We start from the raw sequence: 22,926 nt of genomic DNA, 5'->3' as shown, positions 1-22,926 counted from the left end.
ACGATATTTAAAATTATACCATATGATAGAAGTTACTCAATTTGCCCATATATTGACGATCTCTGCCACATACATTTTATGAAACCCTCCATGCGCTCCTCCGTACCATTTTTCTATCAATTTTTTGTCCAGAAAACAACTTTCCTTAATCGTATTCGCATAAAGCTTCTTACACTCCAGACTCAATCTAGCCTGTTCGAAAAGAACATTTCCTTGATCTGTAAACAAAGGTTTCAACCCGGTTTCTTTCACTTTATCCACTTCCCTACCCGATTTTGATCCGCAAACGGCATGAATCTTTTTATTTTCCTCCCCCAAAAAGGATAGTGTCAAAAAGTCACTCTTTTCGACAAATTCATATGTAAAACGTTCAGGCCGGATAAATATGAAAGCAACAGGTTTGTTCCAAAGCCACCCGATGCCTCCCCAACTGGCTGTCATGGTATTGAAGCCATCTTTTGTACCCGCTGTTACCAACATCCACTCCTTTCCGATTGCTTCAAAAAAATTCTCAGAAAGCTCTTTTATTTCCAATCTCTTCATACTATCTCTATTTTTTATATCTTATTGCCTGTTCAATTTCACAATTTCTCCTAAAGCCGGAATAGCTATATTTATCTTACGTTTCTTTGCTTCGGATTCAAATACTTTTGGAGGATCATGAAGCGGTTCATCCGATAAATCAAAAGTACCATAATGCATAGGTATTGTCAGTTTAGCTTGCATTTCCTCTGAAGCGGTCAAAGCCTCATAAGGAGAAATATGATTAGGACGCATGAACCACCTAGGTTTATAAGCACCTATTCCTAACAAAGCATAATCGGGTGTGCCAAAATAATCTTTTATTTCAGAAAAATGTTTTGAATAACCGGTGTCTCCACTATAATACAAAGTTATTCCATCACCTTGTATCATAAAAGCACCCCACAAGCGTTGTCCACCATCATTCACCGAACGTTTGCTCCAATGTTGAGCCGGTAGGAAAGTTATTTTCAAACCTTCATCTTCTATCTGTTGATACCATGCAGCCTCTATAGCTTCAATTTTCGGAAACCAGCTTTTAATCAATTCTCCTGTACCAAGACCGCAAAATAATTTCATTTGAGGATTATTTTTCAATAAACGGGCAATGCTTTGCCGATTCAGATGGTCAAAATGGTCATGACTGATTAATAAATAATCAATTCCAGTGAAAATATCAGGATTAGCAGGAAAGTCGCTTTTCCGTTTAACAAAAGGAATGTTACCAAACACCGGATCGAACATAATCCGCTTGCCGGCTAATTGCAGAAAAAAAGTATTATGCCCGAGCCATATCAATGAATTCCCCACTACTCCTTCCAACGAACAGAGATAATTTACTTTCGGATTCCATTTTACAGTCCGCTTTTCCTTCCGTTGTGGATTTGGAGAAAAACGCCATTTCAGCACACTACCCATACCAGGGCGAAAACGGTGCTGTCTATTAAAAAAACGTCCTTTTACTGTCGGATTCCCCCTCCAATAAGGATTTATTGTAGCCAGACGCTCGTTTCTCCTGAAACATATATGTTCACCCATACTTTTCTCTTATACCTTAATAAATATATCACACACAAATATAGAACAAAAAATGTGCCCCGGACACACAAACCGGAACACATTTCGTGAAAACAACTAAAAATAATATTTATAAATAAATCTACTCCCCGTTATGGCAGATTCCGATATAGATCTCACACCATCGTATGAATGCCATACAATGGTAACTGCCAGCCTAAAGCGGAAAGATTAATAAGAAACAAAGCCACTCCTAACAACCAAAGAATAAACAATGACCACTTCAATCCCGTAGCCATCGGTGACCAATGGAATATCTGCCGAAGAATCGTGTATATAATGGCTGCCAAAGGAATTCCTACCATGACTACACCGCCCAGACTGCCTACCACAGTCATCAATGGTGACACGGAAGCTAATGGTGTCCAATCGACTAAAGGTAACATCTCATAAAGCAACGCTCCCCCACCTATGGCAATCGCTATGGTTGCAATCACCAATGCAATAAACAGAATGGCAAATACGAACAACACAGGACTAAAAATAATCGCAAGTACCACCAAACAGGCTTTCAAGAAAAATCCTATCACAGAAACAAATGCGTCTCCCAATTTTTGGATAAAAGTACGAGGTTTATCTGAATTCATATAATTGTTGACTCCATTTGCCACTTTCTCAAATCCATCCGTTACAGTCTTTCCAATGTTCTCAATCGTAATATCTTCACCCCGCATATTTAATTTCTCTGCGGCAGTCCGTGCTTCAGGAATCACAAGCCAACATATGATGTATATGGGGATCAATGTTCCATATCCAAAAACTAACAAAAACACTGCAATCAGACGTAATACAGTCGTATCCCACCCCCAATATACAGCTAAACCACTTAGTACACCACCCAATATTTTATCATCCGGATTACGATATAAACGTCGGTGACTAGTATATGTATAAGAAGTTTTAGCGTTTCCTGAATTAGTGGAATCTACTTTCTCCTCTTCATCTTCGGTTTCAGTACCAAAATCTTCAGGTTTTCCAACACGGGTAATTATTTCTTCCACATCCGTAAGTGTAATTACCTGCGATCCTGCATTTATTTTCTCTAGAAACAATTCGGATATCCGGTTTTCAATATCATCTACAATTTCTTCTGCTCCTTTCTGGCTACGGAAATGGAGTTTGAGATTACACAAATAATTATCAAGTAACCGGTAAGCATCCTCATCAATGTGAAACACGGTTCCACCTAAATTTACTGTCAATGTTTTTTTCATTGTTATATCTTTTTTAATAGGATTATCTGTTAGCAATATGATTTACTGTTTCATTCAGTTCCTTCCAAGAGGATTCTAACTCTCCAAGAAATATCTCCCCCTTTTCAGTAAGCTTATAATACTTACGTGGCGGTCCTTGAGTAGATTCTATCCACTCATAACTTAGAAGCTCGTCATTCTTTAATCGGGTAAGCAAAGGATATAAAGTTCCTTCCACTACGATCAGCTGTGCCTCCTTTAATTTTAAAATAATGTCTGAAGCATAAGCCGGCTCTTTATGTAGTAGCAACATGATGCAGTACTCCAACATCCCTTTCCGCATCTGTGATTTTACATTATCTACATTCATAGGCTCTTTTATTAGTTTGATGCAACAAATATATGTATTGCTTTAGTACTATGCAATACATAGTACTATAAATTAACTACAATTAAGGGATAAGGGGCTATAAACTTCAAAATGCAAAGAAAGGTATTTAACACAAGATTAAAATATTATTTAACTATCACTTAAATACGTTCTTTTACCACTCTAATAATAATTCTTATATATTTGCAGTCTATATAATCTCAAAAGCAATACATAATGTTTACCGTTCGAAAAGCAACAATTAAAGATCGTGAATTGATCCATAATATGGCCGAAGTAGTTTTTACCGACACTTACAAAAATATTCTTAGCCCGGATCAATTAAACTACATGATGGACTGGATGTATTCTCATGAAAATTTGCGTAAACAAATGGAAGAGGAAGGCCATGTATACCTAATTGCTTACAAGGAATGTGAAGCGGCAGGATATGTATCCGTACAGCAGCAAGGTGAAGACTTGTTCCATCTGCAGAAAATATACGTACTCCCTCACTTTCAAGGAGCGCATTGTGGTAGCCTCCTGTTAGACGAAGCCATTAAATATATAAAGGAAGTCCACCCCGGTCCATGCATGTTGGAACTGAACGTGAACCGTAATAACAAGGCACTGCATTTCTACAAACACATGGGAATGAAGATACTTAGAGAAGGAAATTTTTCGATAGGAAACGGGTATTATATGAATGATTATATAATGGGAAAACAGATTTAACGATCAAACAGTAGAAAATAAAAATTAAAAGCTGCACGAATTTCATATTTAGATAATTCGCGCAGCCTTTTTCTTTATATCATTCTCGACAAGGAGTCTATGCCACTTTTTCCAAACGTTTCATTACGGAGAAAATGAACAGAGCAGACAACAAACAGAGACCTACCAGCACTCCCCATACCACATAAAGCGGTAGATCACCCCACAGAGCGGAAGCCACAGATGTTAGATAATTACCGATGGCCGTTGCCACAAACCAACCGCCCATCATCATACCCTTGTACTTAGGAGGTGCCACTTTGGATACAAAAGAAATACCCATAGGTGACAGTAGAAGCTCACCGAAAGTAAGAACAAGATAAGTAGATACTAGCCAGTTCGGTGATACAAACGAAGCAGTACCGGCCTCCATAGCCACTTCTTGCTGATCGGGCGAAAGTAATCCTATAGAAGCAAAAATCATCAGAATATAACCACAAGCTGCCACCAGCATACCGAGACCAATCTTACGAGGCGCACTTGGCTCTTTACCTTTAGAAGCCAACCAGCCGAAAATACCCATAGAGACGGGCGTAAGAGCTACTACGTAAAATGGATTGAATTGCTGGAAGATAGGAGCGTCAACCACCGTAGACTCGGGAAGTATCGTATATCTATATATCAAGAATGCCACAGCAGCCAAAATAACCACACCCGAAATCAACTTTGCACGTCCGGTCTTACTTTGGAACAATGAAAACAGAGCATAAACGATAAAAATGATCGCCACCAAATTCCATACCGTGAACATCATGCTTTCCAGCCCCGTAGAACTCTTAGCCGTGAACTCGTCAGCAAAGAAAGTTAATGTCAATCCATTCTGATGGAAAGCCATCCAGAAGAAAATAACTACGGCAAATACCAGACAAAGAGCTACAATACGTTCCTTTGTCTCAGCCGGAGAAAGTTCATCGGCTGTTGTAGTTTTGCCTGCACCTGCACTAACCTGTTGTTTGGTGTTGCCTTCCACATGTTTGAATGTGCTACGGAAAGAATAATAGATAATCATAGAAACAACCAGTGAGATGCAAGCCACACCGAAAGCGAAATGATAAGAGTCGTTTACGCTTACTCCCAAACTCTTCTGTGCATAATCCATGATACCTACAGCACATGATGGTGCAAACAAAGCACCGATATTGATGGCCATATAAAAGATACTAAAAGCAGAATCACGCCTTGAAGCATATTCCGGTGAATCATAAAGATTACCAACCATCACCTGCAAATTTCCTTTGAAAAGTCCCGTACCGGTACTAATGATCAACAATGCACCTATCATACACACCATACCCATTGTATCCGTACCTGCCGGAATAGCAAGCAACACATACCCCATGAACATAGCAACGATGCCGATAGTAACCATCTTGCCATAACCGAATTTATCGGCAAGAATACCACCGATGAACGGTAAGAAATAGACCATAGCAAGAAAGCCACCATAAATATTTCCTGCTACAGTCGGTGACAAGCCGAAATTAGCTTTGAGAAACAGCACAAACACTGCCAACATTGTGTAATAACCGAAACGCTCACCTGTGTTGGCAAGTGCCAGGGCATACAAACCTTTAGGTTGTCCTTCAAACATAAACTTAGAATATTAGATTAATAAATGAGATATTATAATTTCCGCAAATATATACATTTTTTTGATTTATTCAACAAATAAGACGGAAACTTCAGCCCGTACTTCTTTAATTAAATCATTCGGGGCTATTTTTATCTGTAATCCGCGCTGTCCGGCACTTACATAAATCATTGGAAAGTCAAGACATGTCTTATGAATATATGTCGGGAATTGTTTTTTCATGCCTATTGGAGAGCAAGCTCCCCGGATATAACCTGTGGTCGGAAGAAGCTCTTTCATAGGAATCAAATCACATTTTTTATTACCGGAAACTTTTGCCGCAAGCTTTAGATCTACTTCATGTTCTCCTGGAATGACACAAACAAAATATCCTGTTTTGTCACCGTGTAAAACAAGTGTTTTAAATACCTGATCGATATTTTCACCCAAACTGTCTGCTACGTGTACAGCACTCAAATCGCTTTCATCAACCTCGTATGGTATAAGTTCATATTTTACTTTTGCCTTATCGAGCAGTCGTGCCGCATTCGTTTTATTTATTTTCATCACTTATCTCACTTTTTGGGGGACTAATTCTTCACGAAGGAATTTCGGTGTATATCCTTTATTACTCTTCGCAACTTCTTCAGGCGTACCGAAACTAAGGAGTTCTCCACCACCTTTACCTCCTTCAGGCCCCATATCAATAATATAATCGGCCATTTTAATAACATCCAGATTATGTTCTATCACTATCACCGTATTACCCTTGTCTACCAGTTTATTGAGAACATTCATCAAAACACGGATATCTTCAAAATGCAGACCGGTCGTAGGTTCATCCAAAATATACAAAGTCTTACCGGTATCCCGTTTTGATAATTCGGTAGCCAACTTTACCCGCTGGCTTTCTCCACCGGAAAGCGTCGTTGAAGATTGCCCCAGCTTGATATAACCTAATCCGACATCCTGAATAACTTTTATCTTATTCAAGATTTGAGGCACATTTTCAAAGAACTCCACAGCTCTGTTGATAGTCATATCCAACACATCAGCAATTGATTTCCCTTTAAAACGCACTTCAAGAGTTTCACGATTGTATCGTTTCCCATGACATACTTCACAGGGCACATAAACATCAGGCAGGAAGTTCATCTCAATCGTCTTATACCCATTTCCGGAACAAGCTTCACAGCGGCCTCCAGCAACATTGAAGGAAAAACGCCCCGGTTTATACCCCCGTATCTTTGCTTCAGGCAATCCGACAAACAAACTACGGATATCCGAGAAAACGCCCGTATACGTAGCCGGATTGGAACGAGGAGTACGCCCCAGAGGAGATTGGTCCACATTCACCACCTTATCAATGTTCTCTAATCCTTCAATGGAATCATATTCTAACGGGTCCTGAAGCGAGCGATAGAACTTCTGGGAAAGAATGGGTTGCAGAGTTTCGTTGATCAATGTAGATTTACCACTACCAGAAACTCCGGTCACGCAAATCAATTTTCCTAAAGGAAATTCCACATCTACATTTTTCAGGTTGTTCCCTTTCGCTCCGCGAAGCCACAGTGATTTTCCGTTCCCTTTACGACGTTTTGCAGGAACTTCTATTTTTTGTTGCCCGTTCAGGTATTGTGAGGTTAGTGTATTAGTTTGCAACATCTCTTGGGGAGTACCCGCAAATACAACTTCACCTCCCAAACGTCCGGCTTTAGGTCCCATATCGATCACATAATCCGCAGCCAACATCATATCTTTGTCATGCTCCACAACAATAACGGAGTTATCCATGTCGCGTAACTCTTTCAATGAACGGATCAAACGCAAATTATCACGCTGATGCAGACCTATACTCGGTTCATCCAAAATATAAAGCACATTCACCAACTGCGATCCGATCTGTGTAGCTAAACGAATACGTTGGCTTTCACCACCCGACAAACTTGCAGAACTGCGATTCAGGGAAAGATAGTCCAAACCTACATCCAGCAAGAATTTCAGCCGGGTACGAATCTCTTTCAGGATTTCTACGGCTATTTTCTTTTGCTTATCAGATAGAAACTCATCCACATTCATCAACCAATCGTAAAGCTCATTGATATCCATGCTAGAGAGTTCGTAGATATTCTTATCATGAATACGAAAATGAAGTGCTTCTTTATTCAATTTTGCACCCTTACATTCCGGGCAAACCGTAGTTCGGGCAAATTGCTCCGCCCACTTTTGAGCAGTAGCGGAAGCATCCTTCTCCTGAAGCATCTGAATATACTTCACTACTCCCTCATAAGTTACAAAGTAGTCGGAAGAAGTACCGATCAGCGAACTTTTTATCTTGATCCGGTCATCCGATCCATATAAAATCTCGTCAATAGCATCATCCGGTAAATCCTTCACCGGAGTTTTCAGGGTAGCTTCATATTTCTCAAGCAATGCCGCAATCTGCCAGAAAATCATTGCGTTCTTAAATTTACCCAATGGAGCAACAGCCCCCTCATGGATAGACAAGTTACGGTCTGGTATAACTTTATCAACGTCGATCTGACTTACCACACCTAATCCCTTACATTTGGGACACGCCCCTTGCGGAGAATTGAAAGAAAAATTATGGGGAGCCGGTTCCCGGTAAGATAATCCGGTAACCGGACACATCAACCGTTTGCTATAATGACGGATGCTTTCTGTGTTCGCATCCAATATCAATAATAATCCGTCACCTTGACGCATTGCCGTAGCCACACTCTGCTTCAGCCGCTTATCATCCTTATCGGACACAATCAATTTATCGATGACCACTTCAATATCATGGTTCTTATAACGATCCAGTTTCATGCCATGCGTTACTTCACGCACTTCACCGTCAACACGCACATAAAGATAGCCTTTTTTCCGTACTTGTTCGAACAGTTCTTTATAATGTCCTTTACGTGAACGAACCAAAGGTGCCAACATGTATATCTTTTTCCCTTTGTAATCTTTCAGAATCAAATCCAGTATTTGCTCTTCGGTATACTTCACCATCTTTTCTCCGGAAAGATAAGAATAGGCAATTCCCGCACGAGCATAAAGCAAACGAAGATAATCATATATCTCCGTTGTAGTACCCACGGTGGAACGTGGATTTTTGTTAGTCGTCTTTTGTTCAATCGAGATAACCGGGCTCAAGCCTGTGATTTTATCTACGTCCGGTCGTTCCAAGTTACCCAGAAAATTTCGGGCATAGGCTGAAAAAGTTTCTATATATCGCCTCTGTCCCTCCGCAAAAATCGTATCGAAAGCCAAAGAAGATTTCCCACTTCCGCTCAATCCGGTTATAACCGTGAGACTGTTACGGGGAATCTCTGCATCGATATCTTTCAAATTATGTACACGCGCACCGTATACATTTATATATTCTGTTTCCTTCATAATCTTTTTACCTCAGTATATTTATGTCTCCTTTATGTTTATACACAACTCCGTCTGCTCCACGCGCTTCTATCACAATGAAATACACTCCGTTGGGAACCTGATGTCCATGCGCAGTTCCATCCCATCCGTCATCTATTTGATCCATCCCCCATTCGTACATTTTCTGTCCCCAACGATTGAAAACTACCGCATTAAAACTAACCAAAGACTTGTATTTCACTTTGAAAACATCGTTAATGCCATCTCCATTGGGAGAAAAAGCATTCGGAATATCCAATTCCGACTCCGTGATTTGAATGACAATCGTACCCGACACCTCTTCATTTTCCTCATCACTTCCAGTATCCGTCACCAACAGACGGATATAAGTACGACCTGCCTCCTCGAATGTCATTACAGTCTCTTGGTCAAATCGAGGAGAATGATTCGGAATATTGAACCCTGCATCTTCTGCAAATTGCCACTCATAACGAAGAGTCGCGGGAGGTGACTCTATCCCGGGAAAAAATCGAAGTTCCAAAGGAGCCGAACGGGGGTTACTGTCACCAGGATGTATCGTATCCGGTTTTTCCGGTTCAACGCCATTCTCCCGAAGTACCACAGCGTAAGGATTCAAATCGATTTGTGCCCAAACTTCTGTGAGTGGCAGGGCAACGCATAACAATACTATATAGAATAATTTACGTGATAACATATTATCTGCAAAAATAATGTTTCCGCCTGAATTATGATATTAAAGAAACACAATATTATTTTCTTAACTCAATTATTAGGCAGATATAGGTCAGAATTCGTACCTTTGTTGCTTGATTTCAAGAACCATTAGATTAGAATTTGATGAGACCAATAATAAGCCGGATACTTTTTCTTCTGTTTTTCATAAGTATCTCTGTCATGAGCATCCACGCTCAGGAGAATCAATCTTATTTTCTCCACACCATTGAGAAAGGACAAAGTTTATATTCCATCTCTAGCATGTACGGAGTAAGCCAGTCTGATATCATCCAGCTAAACCCGGGATGCGAAGAAAAAATATATGCCGGACAGACTATTAAAATACCTCAGAAGAAAACCGCTCAGAAAGACGAAACATTTCACACCATACAAGCCGGAGAAACTTTGTATAAGTTGACAACGATGTATCACATATCCGCCAAGGCTATTTGCGAAGCAAACCCAGGCTTAAGTGCCGAAAACTTCCGCATCGGACAAGTAATACGAATCCCATCCGAAGACGAAGGGGAGCAAGAAGAAGGAAGAAAGGGAAAGGTAGAGGAGAATAAAGCAACTTCTGCCATTCAAGCTCCGGTGAAACCCAGATGTAAAGATATGCATAAGGTAAAACGACGTGAAACGATTTTCAGTGTCAGTCGTGAATACGGTATTACCGAACAAGAATTGATCGATGCAAATCCGGAATTAAAACAAGGTATGAAAAAAGGACAATTCCTTTGTATCCCCTACCCTGTTGCAAAAACCGTTGTACCGGAAGAAAATAAAAATATCATTCCTCCGACCGACAAAGAACTATTTCAGGCCAATAAAGAAAAACCGGAACGGATCAGTACAATCAAAGCTGCAATCTTGTTACCATTCATACAGGATAAGCGTATGGTGGAATATTACGAAGGCTTTTTAATGGCTGTAGACAGCCTAAAACGCACCGGCATCTCTATCGACCTTTATGCATACAACTGCGGAGAAGATAAGGCTTCCCTAAATAGCATACTGGCAAAAGACGAAATGAAAAAGATGAATATCATTTTCGGCCCGTCACAATCACAACATACCAAGACATTGGCGGAGTTTGCCAAGAAGCATGACATACGCATGATAATACCCTTCTCTTCAAAGGAAGACGAGGTGTTCAACAATCCTTTCATATACCAAATAAACACTCCACAATCTTATCTATACTCGGAAGTATACGAACATTTTACACGCCAATTTCCCGATGCCAATGTCATTATTCTGGAAGCGGCCAATACGGATAAAGACAAAATTGAATTTATCAAAGGCCTGAAACAAGAATTAAAAAACAAGGGAATCCCGGTAAAAACATTGCAGGAGACAGCAACTGCCGAGATGTTGAAAAATGCTCTTCGTAACGATAAGGAAAATATATTCATTCCCACATCCGACAGTGATGTCACACTCATCAAAATCATACCGCAGTTGACTTTAGTAAAAAGGGAAAATCCGGAAATCCCCTTCCACCTCTTCGGTTATCCGAAATGGCAAACTTATACAAAGAATCATTTGGATAGTTTCTTTGAACTGGACACCTACTTTTATTCCTCATTCTATACGAACAATCTGCTTCCGGCAGCTATCAACTTTATCAAAGCATACCATAAATGGTATAGCAAAGATATGGTAATCAACTATCCGCAATATGGTATGTTAGGATTTGATACCGGATTCTTCTTTTTAAAAGGTTTATCCAAATATGGCTCAGAACTGGAAAAGAATTTGTCCAATATGGATCTCACTCCTATTCAAACCGGATTTAAGTTTCAACGTGTAAACAATTGGGGAGGGTTCATTAACAAAAAGGTATTCTTCGTCCACTTCACCAAAGATTACGAATTAGTAAAACTTGATTTCGAATAAGATGATAAAGAAAAAGTCAATTATACTTGCCACATTATTATTAATGGGTATTTCACTTCCATCGATAGCGCAAATTGGCGAACAACGCAATAATTTCGCCATAGGTATCAATGGTGGAGTCAATCTCAATACCGTAAGCTTCGAAATCAATAATGCCGCCAGCAGCCAATCTAAAATAAAACAGAATATGCTGATGGGAATCACAGGTGGGCTAACCGCTCGTTACATCTCGGAGAAATATTTTGCAATGATATGCGGACTTCAGGTAGAGCTAAATATTGCACAAAAGGGTTGGGACGAATTATACGAAACTGCCGATGGACAAAAAGACTTATCGAGAAGCTATGTACGCAATATGACTTATCTCGAAATTCCTTTTCTGGCTCATCTCGCTTTTGGGAAAGACAGAGGAGCCCAGGTGTTTTTGAATTTAGGTCCCCAAATCGGCTTTTTATTAAGCGATTCGGAAGATGCTGAAGGATGGACAAACGAACAAATGAATATCCAGAAGGAATATGGAAAAAAGATAGAGAATAAATTTGATTATGGAATTGCCGGAGGGCTCGGTCTTGAGATAAGGACTAAAAAGGCCGGTAATTTTTTGTTGGAAGGAAGATATTACTTTGGCTTGGCAGACTTCTTCGGCAACACAAAGAAAGACCCTTTTGCCCGTTCAGCCAACAGAACAATAACAATAAAACTAAGTTACTTATTCGACCTTAAGAAATAAGTGATCAAACGACGAACCCAAGGAATGAAAAGACAAAAGTGGGACATTCAGTAAATGTCTTTAAAAGTAATATGGCATATGAAGATGACTTACTAATATCATCTCATATGCCATTTTTATTATCTATTTTTTCTCTCTGACCTAAAATCTTCTCCTTTTGGGCATGATGTTCCGGAAGAAGCCTGAGACTTCTTCTAACAGATTCTTTATACTTATGCTATGCAGCTTTCTTCTGTCTGTTTTTGATTTTATCAATCATCAATATTGCGTTTGCCGTATGTATCCCAAAGAAAATCCACAGGATTTCTGTTTTCCTGTTCCGTGCTTTGATTTTCGATAGCGAATAATGCTGTTTTTGCGTACCGAAACTGCCTTCAAGCCTGGTGGCTCTTTCCCTCGAGAGTTCACTCCTGAGAGCCTTCCTCACCGCCTCGTCCTTTGCAGCTCTTCCCTTGCGTACAAAGGAGGTTGATATCCCATATTTTGTACAGAACTTCCTGTTGGCATTATTGGCGTATATGGAATCGGCGGCCACACATCTGACCCTCACATTCATCAGTTTCTGATGCATATGGATACAATCCTTCAGACGTATGCCCTCATTGAATGCCTTGAAAGAGACGTGCTCGATGAATGAGATTCCATCTATCTGTATGTTATTAGCCTTTGCATCGAACTCGACAGATTTTGTCTCCTTGCCCCTTACTATAGGGTGTACATAATGACGGTCAATACTGACAATACGGTCACTGACCTTCCTGCCTTCAAAGAGTTCCTTTTCCTGTACAAGGACCTTGCTGATTATGGAAAGCCGTTTCTGATAATCCTGTGTATATTTGAGTAAAGAGCCGTGTTCTCTGTGAATGTCATCCCGTTGCATGATGAGTTTTTCCAGGAGTCTGATCATGCGACGCTTCAGCATTCTTGTCCTCGAAGCCTTCCTCTTTCTTTTCTTACAATAGGACAGATAGGATGCTGCAACATCTGTGTATTTGTTACGGGGACACCTTATGCCGAGTTTCCCACAATGCATGCAGACATGCCGGTAGAGCCATGCTTTCCCAAAGGAGCTTCATGTCCGTAGGGAAACGCATATGACTTTCATAGCATGTGGCATCGGCCATACACACGTGAAGGTTCTCAAGATAAGGCTTCCAGTGTGAGGCAAGAATCTTCTGAAGGGAGTCGATGTCAAGACGGGATGCAACCTCATTACGGATAGCGCTGATTATCTTGTAGTTGGTTATAGGGCAGGACGGGTCTATCATGATACCGCAAAACAGCTGATAATGTATGTTTCCGTTAAGATGTTCTACCAGCAGCCTGTCAGAGAATCCGGTATAAGCCTTCAGTACCATAAGGGCTATCTTCGCGGAAGGACTGAAACTGTTCCTGCGACCCAAGCGGGATTGTGAAAGGCCTGTCTCTTTGGCTATACTCTCGAACGGAAACACGGAATGAAGACTGCCAAGTTCACTCGCATGAAAACTCTTACGATATTTTTCCAGAATATCGAATTCTGGAAACCCTAAAGTAGGGTGAATTTCTGAAATATTTTGTATCTTCGCCATATCTTAGTGTGGATATTTCCCCCGTTTTGGCCGGCAAACCGTATTTTAGGGGGAATACCTAAAGATACAAAAAAGCCAACTAATTCACAATACTTTTAGTATGAATTAGTTGGCTAATTTTATAGGATTTACTGAATATCCCAAAAGTGAAGAGTGAAAAACGATGAGTGTTTTCCTATAGAAATTCATCGTTTTTCACTCTTCACTTTTGTCTTTTCACTTATCTGCTTTTATCTAAGCCTATCCGCAGCATGAACCATAGCCTCATCACGACCGATGGCACGTATTGAAAGATAATTAAGTATAATCGCTATTAACGGGAAGCAGAGCGCCCAATGAACCTGAAACGAATTCTCCTCATTCTTCAAAACAAAAAAGAAAGCAAGGAAAGCCAAGTAATAGCCTACCAACAGAACACTGTTAAAGATTGCCATACGAATCTGCAAAATGCGATTCCTGAATAGAAAGATAGTGGCAAGTGCTACAATTACAGCCAGCATCAGAATGCCGAAAAGCCCCCAGGTAGATTGTAATTCTCCACTCACCATCAATCCAAGCGGTTTAAAAACGTTTGCTACCCCATCGGCATTTACAAAAGTACCTATAGGCAAACACATGCTTGCTGTCAGAAGCCCTGTAACAAGCAACAAATAAATGGTTTGAATACGTTGAATCATATTGTTATAGTAGTTAATTAATTAGTAGATACTCTTTCAAATAGTATATAACAGAAAAAAAATAGCCAAGTAATAATAAGAAGATATTCCTACTTACTACTTGACTACTTTATTCTTATAAATTCTTCTTACTGCAATTTTTCTTTTTCCTTAGCAGGATTTCTAAAGTAAATCTTACCTTCAATATACTCTTGAGTGGCGATCAATGTTGGCTTTGGCAATTTCTCATAATAACGGGAAATTTCAATCTGCTCACGATTCTCAAAAACTTCTTCCAGATTATCATTATAAGAAGCGAACTCAGCAAGTTTCTTGGAAAGATCATTCTTGATTTCCACACTGATCTGATTAGCACGCTTACCAATGATAGCCACAGTTTCGTAAACATTACCCGTATCGTCACACAATTCCATCATGTCGCGCGTCACGGTATTGACAGGGGCATTTGTTTTTTTGTAATCCATAAATCTATTTATAATTTAGTCTTTAATTACTTTTGTTGATTCATTAAATATCCTTTCAGCTTCTTTCAGGTGTTTGCTTTCAGGAAATTCATTCTTAAAAGCATAATATTCGTCAATCGTTTCACGATAACGATCTACCTTTTTCTCCTCAATACTATTTATAGCCATTTCATACTTAGCGCGTAGAATCAGAATAGACAAGTCTTCACGATAATCCGTATAAGGATAATCCTTCAATGCATTCTGGGCTGTAATAACACAGGATTCGTAATTATTTCCCATGTAATTGCCCAAATTATAATATAAACGGGCAGAAAGTAATTCTTTCATTACAAGCTTATCCTGAAGAGCAAAAATCATAGTTTGAGCTTCTTGCTTTTTAGTGCTTGACGGATAGTATTCAAGGAAAGTCTGTAACTGCTGAATAGCCGTATATGTACCCGACTGATCCAGACGTGGCTCCGGAGTATCCAAATACAAGGCTTTACCTGCATGATAGCTTGCCAATTCTGCAAACATACCACGTGGATAAGTGTTAGCGTAAGTAATAAAAGTCTGGGCTGCCGTAGAATAATCCTTCTGATTATAATAACTCATACCGAGCATATAAAGGGATTCTTCAGCTTTATCGGTTCCTTTCAGAATGGTTATCAACTCATTCAGCAACGTAGCCGCACGTCCATACTTTCCTTTTGCAAAGTAGTTTTTAGCTGCCTCGTACTTGTATTCGTAATCGGTACTTTTCAGCAACTTATTATACTCTCCACACGAGGAAAGCGCAGCAGCTGCAAGTAGAGCTATAATGATTTTCTTTTTCATTCTTTTTCGAAATAATGCGCAAAGGTAAAGAATCACACCGAATAAACCAATTAATCAATGTTTTTTAATATAAAAAAGCGACAAGTTACAAGTCACAATTTGTATAATTCACTTGCTGCCAACAGATCAATCTTTTTATCAGTCAACACCCGGATACAGTTTGCCATGTCATTAGGACGGATTACCACATTGGCAATATGATTCTTGGCAAATGAGTACATATACTCAATGAAAACCCCTTCATCGGATAAATAACGTAACACTTTTGCCAATGCACCGGGCACATTCGGGCAACTGATCCCCACTACATCCGTCACATTCACTGCAAAGTGATGCTCTTTTAGAACCTTATAGGCCTTGTCCGGATCGGATACTATCCCGCGCAAAATTCCAAAATCGGCATTTTCCGCAATGCATAAAGCGGATAAATTGATATTTTCCTTAGCCAACACTTCGGTAACTTCCGTCAATCGCCCAGACTTATTTTCCAAAAAAATAGAAAGTTGTTTTGCTACCATAATTATATGAATTACTTATAATTTCCTGTTATCAATTACTCTTTTAGCCTTGCCCACACTACGTTCGATACTACGGGGTTCAACCAGCTTCACGTCGACTCCCAATCCAAGAACACTTTGCAAACGGCCGGTAAGTTTCTTTTTCAATGTCAACATCTTATTGATCTGGTCCGAATAACAGCCTTCCCTCACTTCCACTTTCAACTCCATGGTGTCCGTGTTGTTTTTTCGATCGACCGTTAAAAGGTAATGAGGTTCAAACTCCGGTAATTCGAGGATCACGGATTCGATTTGTGTCGGGAACACATTGACACCGCGAATAATCAACATATCATCGCTGCGTCCCAATATGCGATCCATTCGTACTAATGTACGTCCGCAATCACATCTATCATAATGCAAAGCTGTCAAATCTTTCGTACGATAACGTAATAATGGCATTCCTTCCTTAGTCAGGTGAGTAAAAACGAGTTCGCCTGTATGACCCGGCAATACAGGTTGCAAAGTTTGCGGATCAACAATTTCGGGGAAATAATGATCTTCATTCAAATGTGTCCCATGCTGGCATTCGCATTCATAACCCACGCCCGGCCCTGCAATCTCACTTAATCCATAAATATCAAAAGCTTTAATACCCAATTTTTCTTCTATCTCACGACGCATGTTCTCCGTCCAAGGCTCAGCACCAAATGCTCCGGCTTTCAGTTTAAACTCCTCCCGGGGAAAACCGGAGTCTCTAATCACATCGGCTAAATAAAGTGCATAAGAAGGGGTGCAGCACAACATAGTAGAACCAAAATCATGCATCAGGGTGATCTGCTTTTCCGTGTTGCCACTTGACATCGGAATCACTGACGCTCCGATATTTTCAGCACCGGCATGAGCCCCTAAGCCACCGGTAAACAATCCATACCCATATGATATCTGAAACACATCCTTGCTACCTGCTCCAAAAGCTGTAAAAGCACGCGAAAGACATTCTGTCCAGGAAGCTAAATCTTTGCGGGTATACCCTACCACCGTAGGCTTACCGGTAGTTCCGGAAGAAGCGTGAATACGGACAATCTGACTCATTGGTACGGCACACAATCCAAATGGATAATTATCCCGCAAATCATACTTTGTCGTAAATGGCAGTTTTACAATATCGTCAATGCTGTTAATATCGTCAGGAGTAATATCCATCTCCTGCATCTTCTTCCGATAAAAAGGGGTGTTGTGATATACGTGTTCTACTATCTTTTTGAGCCGTATACCCTGGATTTTGCGAAGGCTATCGCGATCCATGCATTCAATGCTTTCGTTCCAAATCATCTCTTTATGTTGTATTTCTATTTGTATTATAACCTTTACTCCGGTTTATTATAGTAACTGCAAAGTAAAGGAAATATTTTAGAAATGACATAGATACGGATACAAAAGATACAAATTGCAACCTTTATCACAATTATTACCCCATTATTGCTCCAATTATACATTGAATTTACAACTTACTGTCATTCTACATAGGAATCATGATCTTTCAGGTAAATACGTAGTAATTCAAAAAAGCTCGGCGCATCCAACAAAACGATGTTTTCATTCAAAGATTTCACTTCATCCATCACTTCACAATACCAGGTTGGCTTCTTTAAAATATTACGAAACCAATGAAACGGCATGGCTGAACGTTGCTTTACACGTTCAACGATCCTTTGGGCAGCAACCTTCGGGTCACCCTCATTGATATCCCAATCAGCACGAATCACAGGCATATTTTTATGCAGCAGAGCCATAGGAACTTTTTGAGGCACAATGCCATTCGGACTGAAAGAAGCGTAGCAATCCAGCCCCTCCTGATCCAATCCGGGAGCAAGCCCGTCAATCACAAAACCTGTAATGGACAATCCCCATTTGTCATAATATTTACGACAATGTTTTGCCCATACCGGCAGACCGGAAGGTAATCCGGACAATTCACGCGGTTCCTGCAACATTCCCGGCATTATATAGCCTGCTCCGTTATCTGCTGCGGCAAAATAATCATTCCCGGTTGCCGTCACACGGAAGTTGTGTATTACATGCGGTACCCGTTCCGCCAACACAGGGCTAATGCACCACATCATCGGCAATTTACCCCGATTGGGATCATCCCAGATGGAAGGTGTACGCTGAGACACCCATGATGAAGCATCGTAATCACCAACGTAGAAGATGATAAAGTTCTTACCGTCCACATTTACCTTGCCATCCGCAGTCAACAGCCCCCTCTTTTGCAACTCATCGTGTGTAACCCATGCCTGCTGATATTTCTTCTTCGTAGGAAAATGTTGCCAGAAGGACGAATTAGCCAACGCTCCATATCCTATAGCATCTGCATCTTTAAATGCATTATAGGCACTGATGACACGGCTGAACTCCCATTCGGTAGGCACGTCATCATGAATGCCGGACGCATGCATGGTATATTTATATGCCCAAGACGGAAAACCGCCTATATAACACATCTTCTTATTTTTATTCTGCTGGTAGGCCAGCAATAACATTTCTTTCAGCGTATTCAAATCAGTTCCTACCGGTTGACCGGGTTCGTCCGTAGCGGGTTCGTCTCCCCATGGTGACAAATCGAAGAAGAACGCTTTCTTACTAACGAAAAAATCGTGATTGGTCAATGTATGATGGTTCCTTACCGTAGCGAAAGGATTTTGCTTCCAGTACTGATCAATATAATACGCAGCAAATTCCGTGTTACATTTACCAGTCTTCATATATTTCTCTATAAACCACACATAAGGATCATTTTTCAACGAACCGGTCGACCAACGGTCTGTTCCAATAATTTTAGTGCCTTTTTTCCCCGTAAACATAGATGTCCCGTCAGAATTTAATAACCACCTCTTAACGGGTAATTTCGGACCGTTCAGTATTAAGCGATCGTATAAACTTCCGGGAGTCGTATCATAACGAATGGCAACCAGATTCTCAATGCCCGCTACCGAAGAGGCTACGTTACTTGTAGAAGGCACATTGCCATCATACACTACCGCTCCATTGATTAAGGGCGCATAAGCCGTAAACAACTCCTCCATAGTAGCGAATTTTTGTACCGTCCGACCGTACAACCACTCGTCTTTTTGAGAATATTTGTTCCACCAATAAGTGTCGATATCATTTTCACCTTCCATCACAAAGAACACGTATAAGCAGGGTTTGTCCCGGTTAACTATTCCTTGGAGAGTAGAGACTGCATGAACATCATCCCAGGCAGTATTAATCCCAGTGTTAGTTTTCAAATCCGTCAAGAGTGTATATCGCAAATCGTACATACCTATTCTCTCTCCGGCAAAAGTTTTTTCTCCGGCAAAAGCAGCATTTGTAATCAATAAAAATGCAATCAATAACTTTAAGTATTTCATCGTATAAAACTTATATCTATCGTAATCACTTTTTGTACATTTCCAATTAAAAAAAATCGCTCCACTCATCATGGAGTTAATCTCAAACGGCATAGCAATAGCTAACCTGAAATATGCCCCAATAAAGTGGCAAATATAACATTTTCCGTCCATCCATTTGAAATAGAATTAAAGAATAATATTTTACATAAACCAATGCCTGAAATTGTCCACATTTCCCGGCTCCGGGGAACATCCTTGAATATCACCGATCAAAGGGCGCTTGATCACCGATGAAGGAGGTCTTCCTCACCGATGAACAAACCTTTCATCACCGGGGTAAAAATACATTTTTATATTTGTTGATTATCAAGCATTTAAAAATTACTCTTTTTCAATCCCTGACAAGGACTTTGCAAACGATCGTTTTACCGTTATCAGGAATTATTCTTAACAGATAAAACCCGGAAGGTAGTGCGATATATTCGGACGTACCCAATGAGACGAACTCCTTCATTCTTAAGCCGGTTAAAGAGGAAACCCAAATTTCACCGATCGTATTAGAAGATTCAATCTTAATCCCGCCCTTGACCCCATAGGCATGAACATCTTCTTCATACACTTTTTCCACCGAAGCGGGATTATTACTATCCAGATAAACATTCGCTACTGTAGCATTATTTTTTCTCCATACCATCTTTAACCGATGCTTCCCGGTTAAAGACTCCAAATCGCCTACATTGAATTTATATTTTGTCAACGATCCGGTACGAACCAAAGACACACTTGCAAAAGGAACCAATGCATTGGCTCCGAATGTTTTCAGATTGGCAGAATGATTTCTCCAACGTATGTAAACAGCATGAGAACCAATGATATTCAACTTCAACGAAGCTAAAGTTTCCTTATATTCACCTTCCTCTGTTTGTTCAACAGGAATAGAAGCTACCGGAACCGTAGTATCCTCAATATAAATATCAAAATATGCATCCGTACAATTTGACGGATTGGTATATTCAATCATAAATTGATTATACCAACCGTATCTTTCATTACCAAAGTCAATATCTCTCACAGCTATTTTGGTTCCGTGACTCGTATTGACAATGGCTCCGGTAACTCCATCATATTTTGCCCCTTTCGAGCCTCTATCCACAATGACTACCTGATACAGTCCCCCACCTTTGGCGGGGATACGGATATCGCCTCCATAAACAGATACAATGGAGAATAAAGACAAAACAAATAATAAAATGGATTTACTCATGTCCACCTCCATTTTTCTCAAGATAGCATTTCAATGTGGCACAAAGATCCATGGGCAATAAGAATTCGTAAGTATTTGGGAGATAACTTTCAACACGTTGTAATTCACGGATCAGCCTTTCGTATCCTTCGGTTCCGCCATAATTGGCTGCAATCAGATAAACGTTCCTGAAAACCGGTTTCGAGCTATTCGGCTTCACACTTACCAAATCTTTATACACATCCCCTTCAGCCCAACAATGTGTCCCTTGCAGAATACATACCACTCCTTCACCGTCCTTTCCCGTCTCGTAGCGTTCTTTATTATTGCTAAAACCATCAAAGACACCCTGTAAACCACATGTTCGCATGTATTTTCCAAAACGTTCCTTATCGGTAGTATTCCAGAGGCATCCTGTATGAAAGCCTGCTGTCTCCATCCATTGCCGATTGATTTCAAGCCATTTCTCATAATTCACCTCATTATACTTGTCCCCATAAATAAATTGAAACCCGGAAGGCCCGGCAATCAACTCATCATTCGGAGTCAGGTTCTTATAAAAGAACTCCAATAATACCGGATTCAATTCTTGTAACGAGGCAGCCATTGTCATTCCCACAGGAACTTCACCACGCCCTTTCGCATTCTTGAACATATTATACATCTGATTAGAATCAAACTGCACATTGTCTCCATCACTCCAAACCAAGCTAACATAAATTTTTCCCGGCTGCGCTTCTATAGGTTGTCCTTTACGTTGCTGAAAAGATTTGCGGGGAAATGAACACCAAAAGCTGCCATTGGCATAATAATCGCTCACCATAAAACCGACGTTATACGGGTTTGTGGCATTATTCAATGCATCTCCGTCATTGTCAGCACCATATCCCATGGTAGAAGAACCCGGCTGATAATTCATTTTCCGGCAGATTTTCTGAATCATGTTAAATTCATCCGGATTGGAATTGCTCAGGAAGAAAACAAAACCTTTAGAAGCTGCCGCATAGTCATATATTTTCCAGGGATTAGTAAGATAATCACTACGGAGGCCGGCTGAAAAGCTTAGAGTTTTATGACAATTCTCCGTTAAATGATCGACTGCCCATTGATAGGCTTCCAGTTTTGTAGACCATTTATCTGTTATATCTTCACATTCTATATTCCATTTCAACTCTTCATTGAAAAATTCCTTTATTTCCGAAGTGACAGGTATCCCCTGTTGTTGGGCACAGATCATCTGCGCCATACACCATGTCCATTCTTTAGAAGGGTCCCACAATATCATCTTCCTGAAACGATCTTTATATTTTTCGATAATCGTAGCCAGTCCTGCATATTTTTCTTTTGAGTACTCCCCTTTTTGTAGCTTCCAGTTCACTCCCTGTTTCCCATATACATCTTCAAACTGAGTCAGATGATGGTCTTCATACACCAGATACACCTCTGCTTTCTGCTGATTCAGCACTCCCTGAGCCACTGCTGCTGTAATCTTACCATAACTGTCGTCCCGACGTACATCAAAAACAGAAATCATGTCGATGGGAACATTTTCATTCTTAAAATACAGTCCGGATTGCGGTTCTTTATCCGAAGCATAAGAATCCAGGTGAGGAATTTCCTGACTGATCTTAAAATCAGTTTTAGGTTCCAATAACATATCGTCCAAATAAAAATCAAATCCTGTCTCTTCAGTCGGCTTCATGACATTTGCCATTTCCACCCATATCGCATTATAACTATCAGAGTCAAAATCTATTTCACCTAAGTCCAATGTCAATCCGTCACTTGTTGCCTTTATTCCATCCTCCGTAAAGGTAGCAGAGTTATTGGGATCATATACCACGGACACAGCCGACTCATTCATCGGGATCACCAAGGCATCCTGTGAAGGAGCTTCCACTTGCTCACCGGCAACGGTAGCCGGCTGTGACATTACTGTCACAGCGCTACTCATTCCCAATAAGAGACATATAAAACATTTTATATTCATACGTTGT

Annotated in this window: 19 protein-coding genes and 1 pseudogene; 3 read left to right on the top strand and 17 right to left on the bottom strand. The window is 40.3% G+C overall.

Annotated features, from left to right (window positions below; translation table 11 throughout):
• Positions 1-36: 36 nt before the first annotated feature.
• The 4 genes from H8744_RS13335 to H8744_RS13320 all read right to left on the bottom strand — a co-directional run bounded on the left by H8744_RS13335 (position 37) and on the right by H8744_RS13320 (position 3,162).
• Positions 37-543, bottom strand: a complete 507-nt coding sequence (locus tag H8744_RS13335; RefSeq protein WP_262435303.1) for a flavin reductase family protein — start codon at positions 541-543, stop codon at positions 37-39.
• A gap of 21 nt (positions 544-564) precedes the next feature.
• The gene (locus H8744_RS13330; RefSeq protein WP_262435302.1) at positions 565-1,560 is read right to left on the bottom strand and encodes an MBL fold metallo-hydrolase; all 996 of its coding nucleotides are present in this window, start codon (positions 1,558-1,560) and stop codon (positions 565-567) included.
• Positions 1,561-1,715: 155 nt separating this feature from the next.
• Positions 1,716-2,813: a PspC domain-containing protein gene (locus H8744_RS13325; RefSeq protein WP_262435301.1), complete on the bottom strand. Its 1,098-nt coding sequence runs from the start codon at positions 2,811-2,813 to the stop codon at positions 1,716-1,718.
• 22 nt (positions 2,814-2,835) lie between these two features.
• Positions 2,836-3,162 (bottom strand): PadR family transcriptional regulator, encoded by a 327-nt coding sequence (locus H8744_RS13320; protein ID WP_262435300.1) that lies wholly within the window; start codon positions 3,160-3,162, stop codon positions 2,836-2,838.
• A 237-nt stretch (positions 3,163-3,399) separates the two neighbouring features.
• On the opposite strand from H8744_RS13320, the gene H8744_RS13315 reads away from it, so the two are divergent.
• The gene (locus H8744_RS13315) at positions 3,400-3,897 is read left to right on the top strand and encodes a GNAT family N-acetyltransferase (protein WP_262435299.1); all 498 of its coding nucleotides are present in this window, start codon (positions 3,400-3,402) and stop codon (positions 3,895-3,897) included.
• Positions 3,898-3,994: 97 nt separating this feature from the next.
• Here H8744_RS13315 and H8744_RS13310 read toward each other — a convergent pair whose 3' ends face one another.
• From H8744_RS13310 to H8744_RS13295, 4 genes are all read right to left on the bottom strand, one after another.
• Positions 3,995-5,527 carry a peptide MFS transporter gene (locus tag H8744_RS13310; protein ID WP_262435298.1) on the bottom strand — a complete coding sequence of 511 codons (1,533 nt, stop codon included), beginning with the start codon at positions 5,525-5,527 and terminating at the stop codon, positions 3,995-3,997.
• Between the two features lie 66 nt (positions 5,528-5,593).
• Positions 5,594-6,073 (bottom strand): Cys-tRNA(Pro) deacylase, encoded by a 480-nt coding sequence (gene ybaK / locus H8744_RS13305; protein WP_305067374.1) that lies wholly within the window; start codon positions 6,071-6,073, stop codon positions 5,594-5,596.
• A 3-nt stretch (positions 6,074-6,076) separates the two neighbouring features.
• On the bottom strand, positions 6,077-8,914 hold the full coding sequence (gene uvrA / locus H8744_RS13300) for an excinuclease ABC subunit UvrA (protein ID WP_262435297.1): 2,838 nt from the start codon (positions 8,912-8,914) through the stop codon (positions 6,077-6,079).
• Positions 8,915-8,921: 7 nt separating this feature from the next.
• Positions 8,922-9,611 carry a T9SS type B sorting domain-containing protein gene (locus H8744_RS13295; RefSeq protein WP_262435296.1) on the bottom strand — a complete coding sequence of 230 codons (690 nt, stop codon included), beginning with the start codon at positions 9,609-9,611 and terminating at the stop codon, positions 8,922-8,924.
• A gap of 143 nt (positions 9,612-9,754) precedes the next feature.
• Between H8744_RS13295 and H8744_RS13290 the strand changes: the two genes are divergently transcribed.
• Both H8744_RS13290 and H8744_RS13285 read left to right on the top strand, forming a co-directional pair.
• Complete coding sequence (locus H8744_RS13290; protein WP_262435295.1) at positions 9,755-11,530, top strand: PBP1 and LysM peptidoglycan-binding domain-containing protein; 1,776 nt, start codon at positions 9,755-9,757, stop codon at positions 11,528-11,530.
• A 1-nt stretch (position 11,531) separates the two neighbouring features.
• Entirely contained in the window at positions 11,532-12,260 is a 729-nt protein-coding gene (locus H8744_RS13285) for a porin family protein (RefSeq protein WP_262435294.1), read from the top strand.
• Positions 12,261-12,477: 217 nt separating this feature from the next.
• On the opposite strand, the pseudogene H8744_RS13280 reads toward H8744_RS13285, so the two are convergent.
• From H8744_RS13280 to H8744_RS13240, 9 genes and pseudogenes are all read right to left on the bottom strand, one after another.
• Positions 12,478-13,831: pseudogene (locus tag H8744_RS13280) on the bottom strand (transposase).
• 230 nt (positions 13,832-14,061) lie between these two features.
• Positions 14,062-14,508, bottom strand: a complete 447-nt coding sequence (locus H8744_RS13275) for a DUF4293 domain-containing protein (RefSeq protein ID WP_262435293.1) — start codon at positions 14,506-14,508, stop codon at positions 14,062-14,064.
• A gap of 128 nt (positions 14,509-14,636) precedes the next feature.
• Positions 14,637-14,972, bottom strand: a complete 336-nt coding sequence (locus tag H8744_RS13270; protein ID WP_262435292.1) for a DNA-directed RNA polymerase subunit omega — start codon at positions 14,970-14,972, stop codon at positions 14,637-14,639.
• Between the two features lie 15 nt (positions 14,973-14,987).
• Complete coding sequence (locus H8744_RS13265) at positions 14,988-15,791, bottom strand: outer membrane protein assembly factor BamD (protein ID WP_262435291.1); 804 nt, start codon at positions 15,789-15,791, stop codon at positions 14,988-14,990.
• Between the two features lie 92 nt (positions 15,792-15,883).
• The gene (locus tag H8744_RS13260) at positions 15,884-16,309 is read right to left on the bottom strand and encodes an ACT domain-containing protein (RefSeq protein ID WP_262435290.1); all 426 of its coding nucleotides are present in this window, start codon (positions 16,307-16,309) and stop codon (positions 15,884-15,886) included.
• A gap of 15 nt (positions 16,310-16,324) precedes the next feature.
• Positions 16,325-17,623: a phenylacetate--CoA ligase family protein gene (locus H8744_RS13255; RefSeq protein ID WP_262435289.1), complete on the bottom strand. Its 1,299-nt coding sequence runs from the start codon at positions 17,621-17,623 to the stop codon at positions 16,325-16,327.
• Between the two features lie 182 nt (positions 17,624-17,805).
• Positions 17,806-19,704, bottom strand: a complete 1,899-nt coding sequence (locus tag H8744_RS13250; RefSeq protein WP_262435288.1) for a GxGYxYP domain-containing protein — start codon at positions 19,702-19,704, stop codon at positions 17,806-17,808.
• A gap of 373 nt (positions 19,705-20,077) precedes the next feature.
• Complete coding sequence (locus H8744_RS13245) at positions 20,078-20,950, bottom strand: carbohydrate-binding protein (protein WP_262435287.1); 873 nt, start codon at positions 20,948-20,950, stop codon at positions 20,078-20,080.
• Positions 20,943-22,919 (bottom strand): GxGYxYP domain-containing protein, encoded by a 1,977-nt coding sequence (locus tag H8744_RS13240; protein ID WP_262435286.1) that lies wholly within the window; start codon positions 22,917-22,919, stop codon positions 20,943-20,945. The genes H8744_RS13245 and H8744_RS13240 overlap by 8 nt, the downstream gene beginning before the upstream one ends.
• Between the last annotated feature and the right edge of the window lie 7 nt (positions 22,920-22,926).

Origin of the sequence: Jilunia laotingensis (assembly GCF_014385165.1) — a bacterium.
GTDB classification, from domain to species: Bacteria; Bacteroidota; Bacteroidia; order Bacteroidales; family Bacteroidaceae; genus Bacteroides; species Bacteroides laotingensis.
Note: the sequence above shows the minus strand (reverse complement) of the source record. Positions and strands in the feature narration are given on the sequence as shown.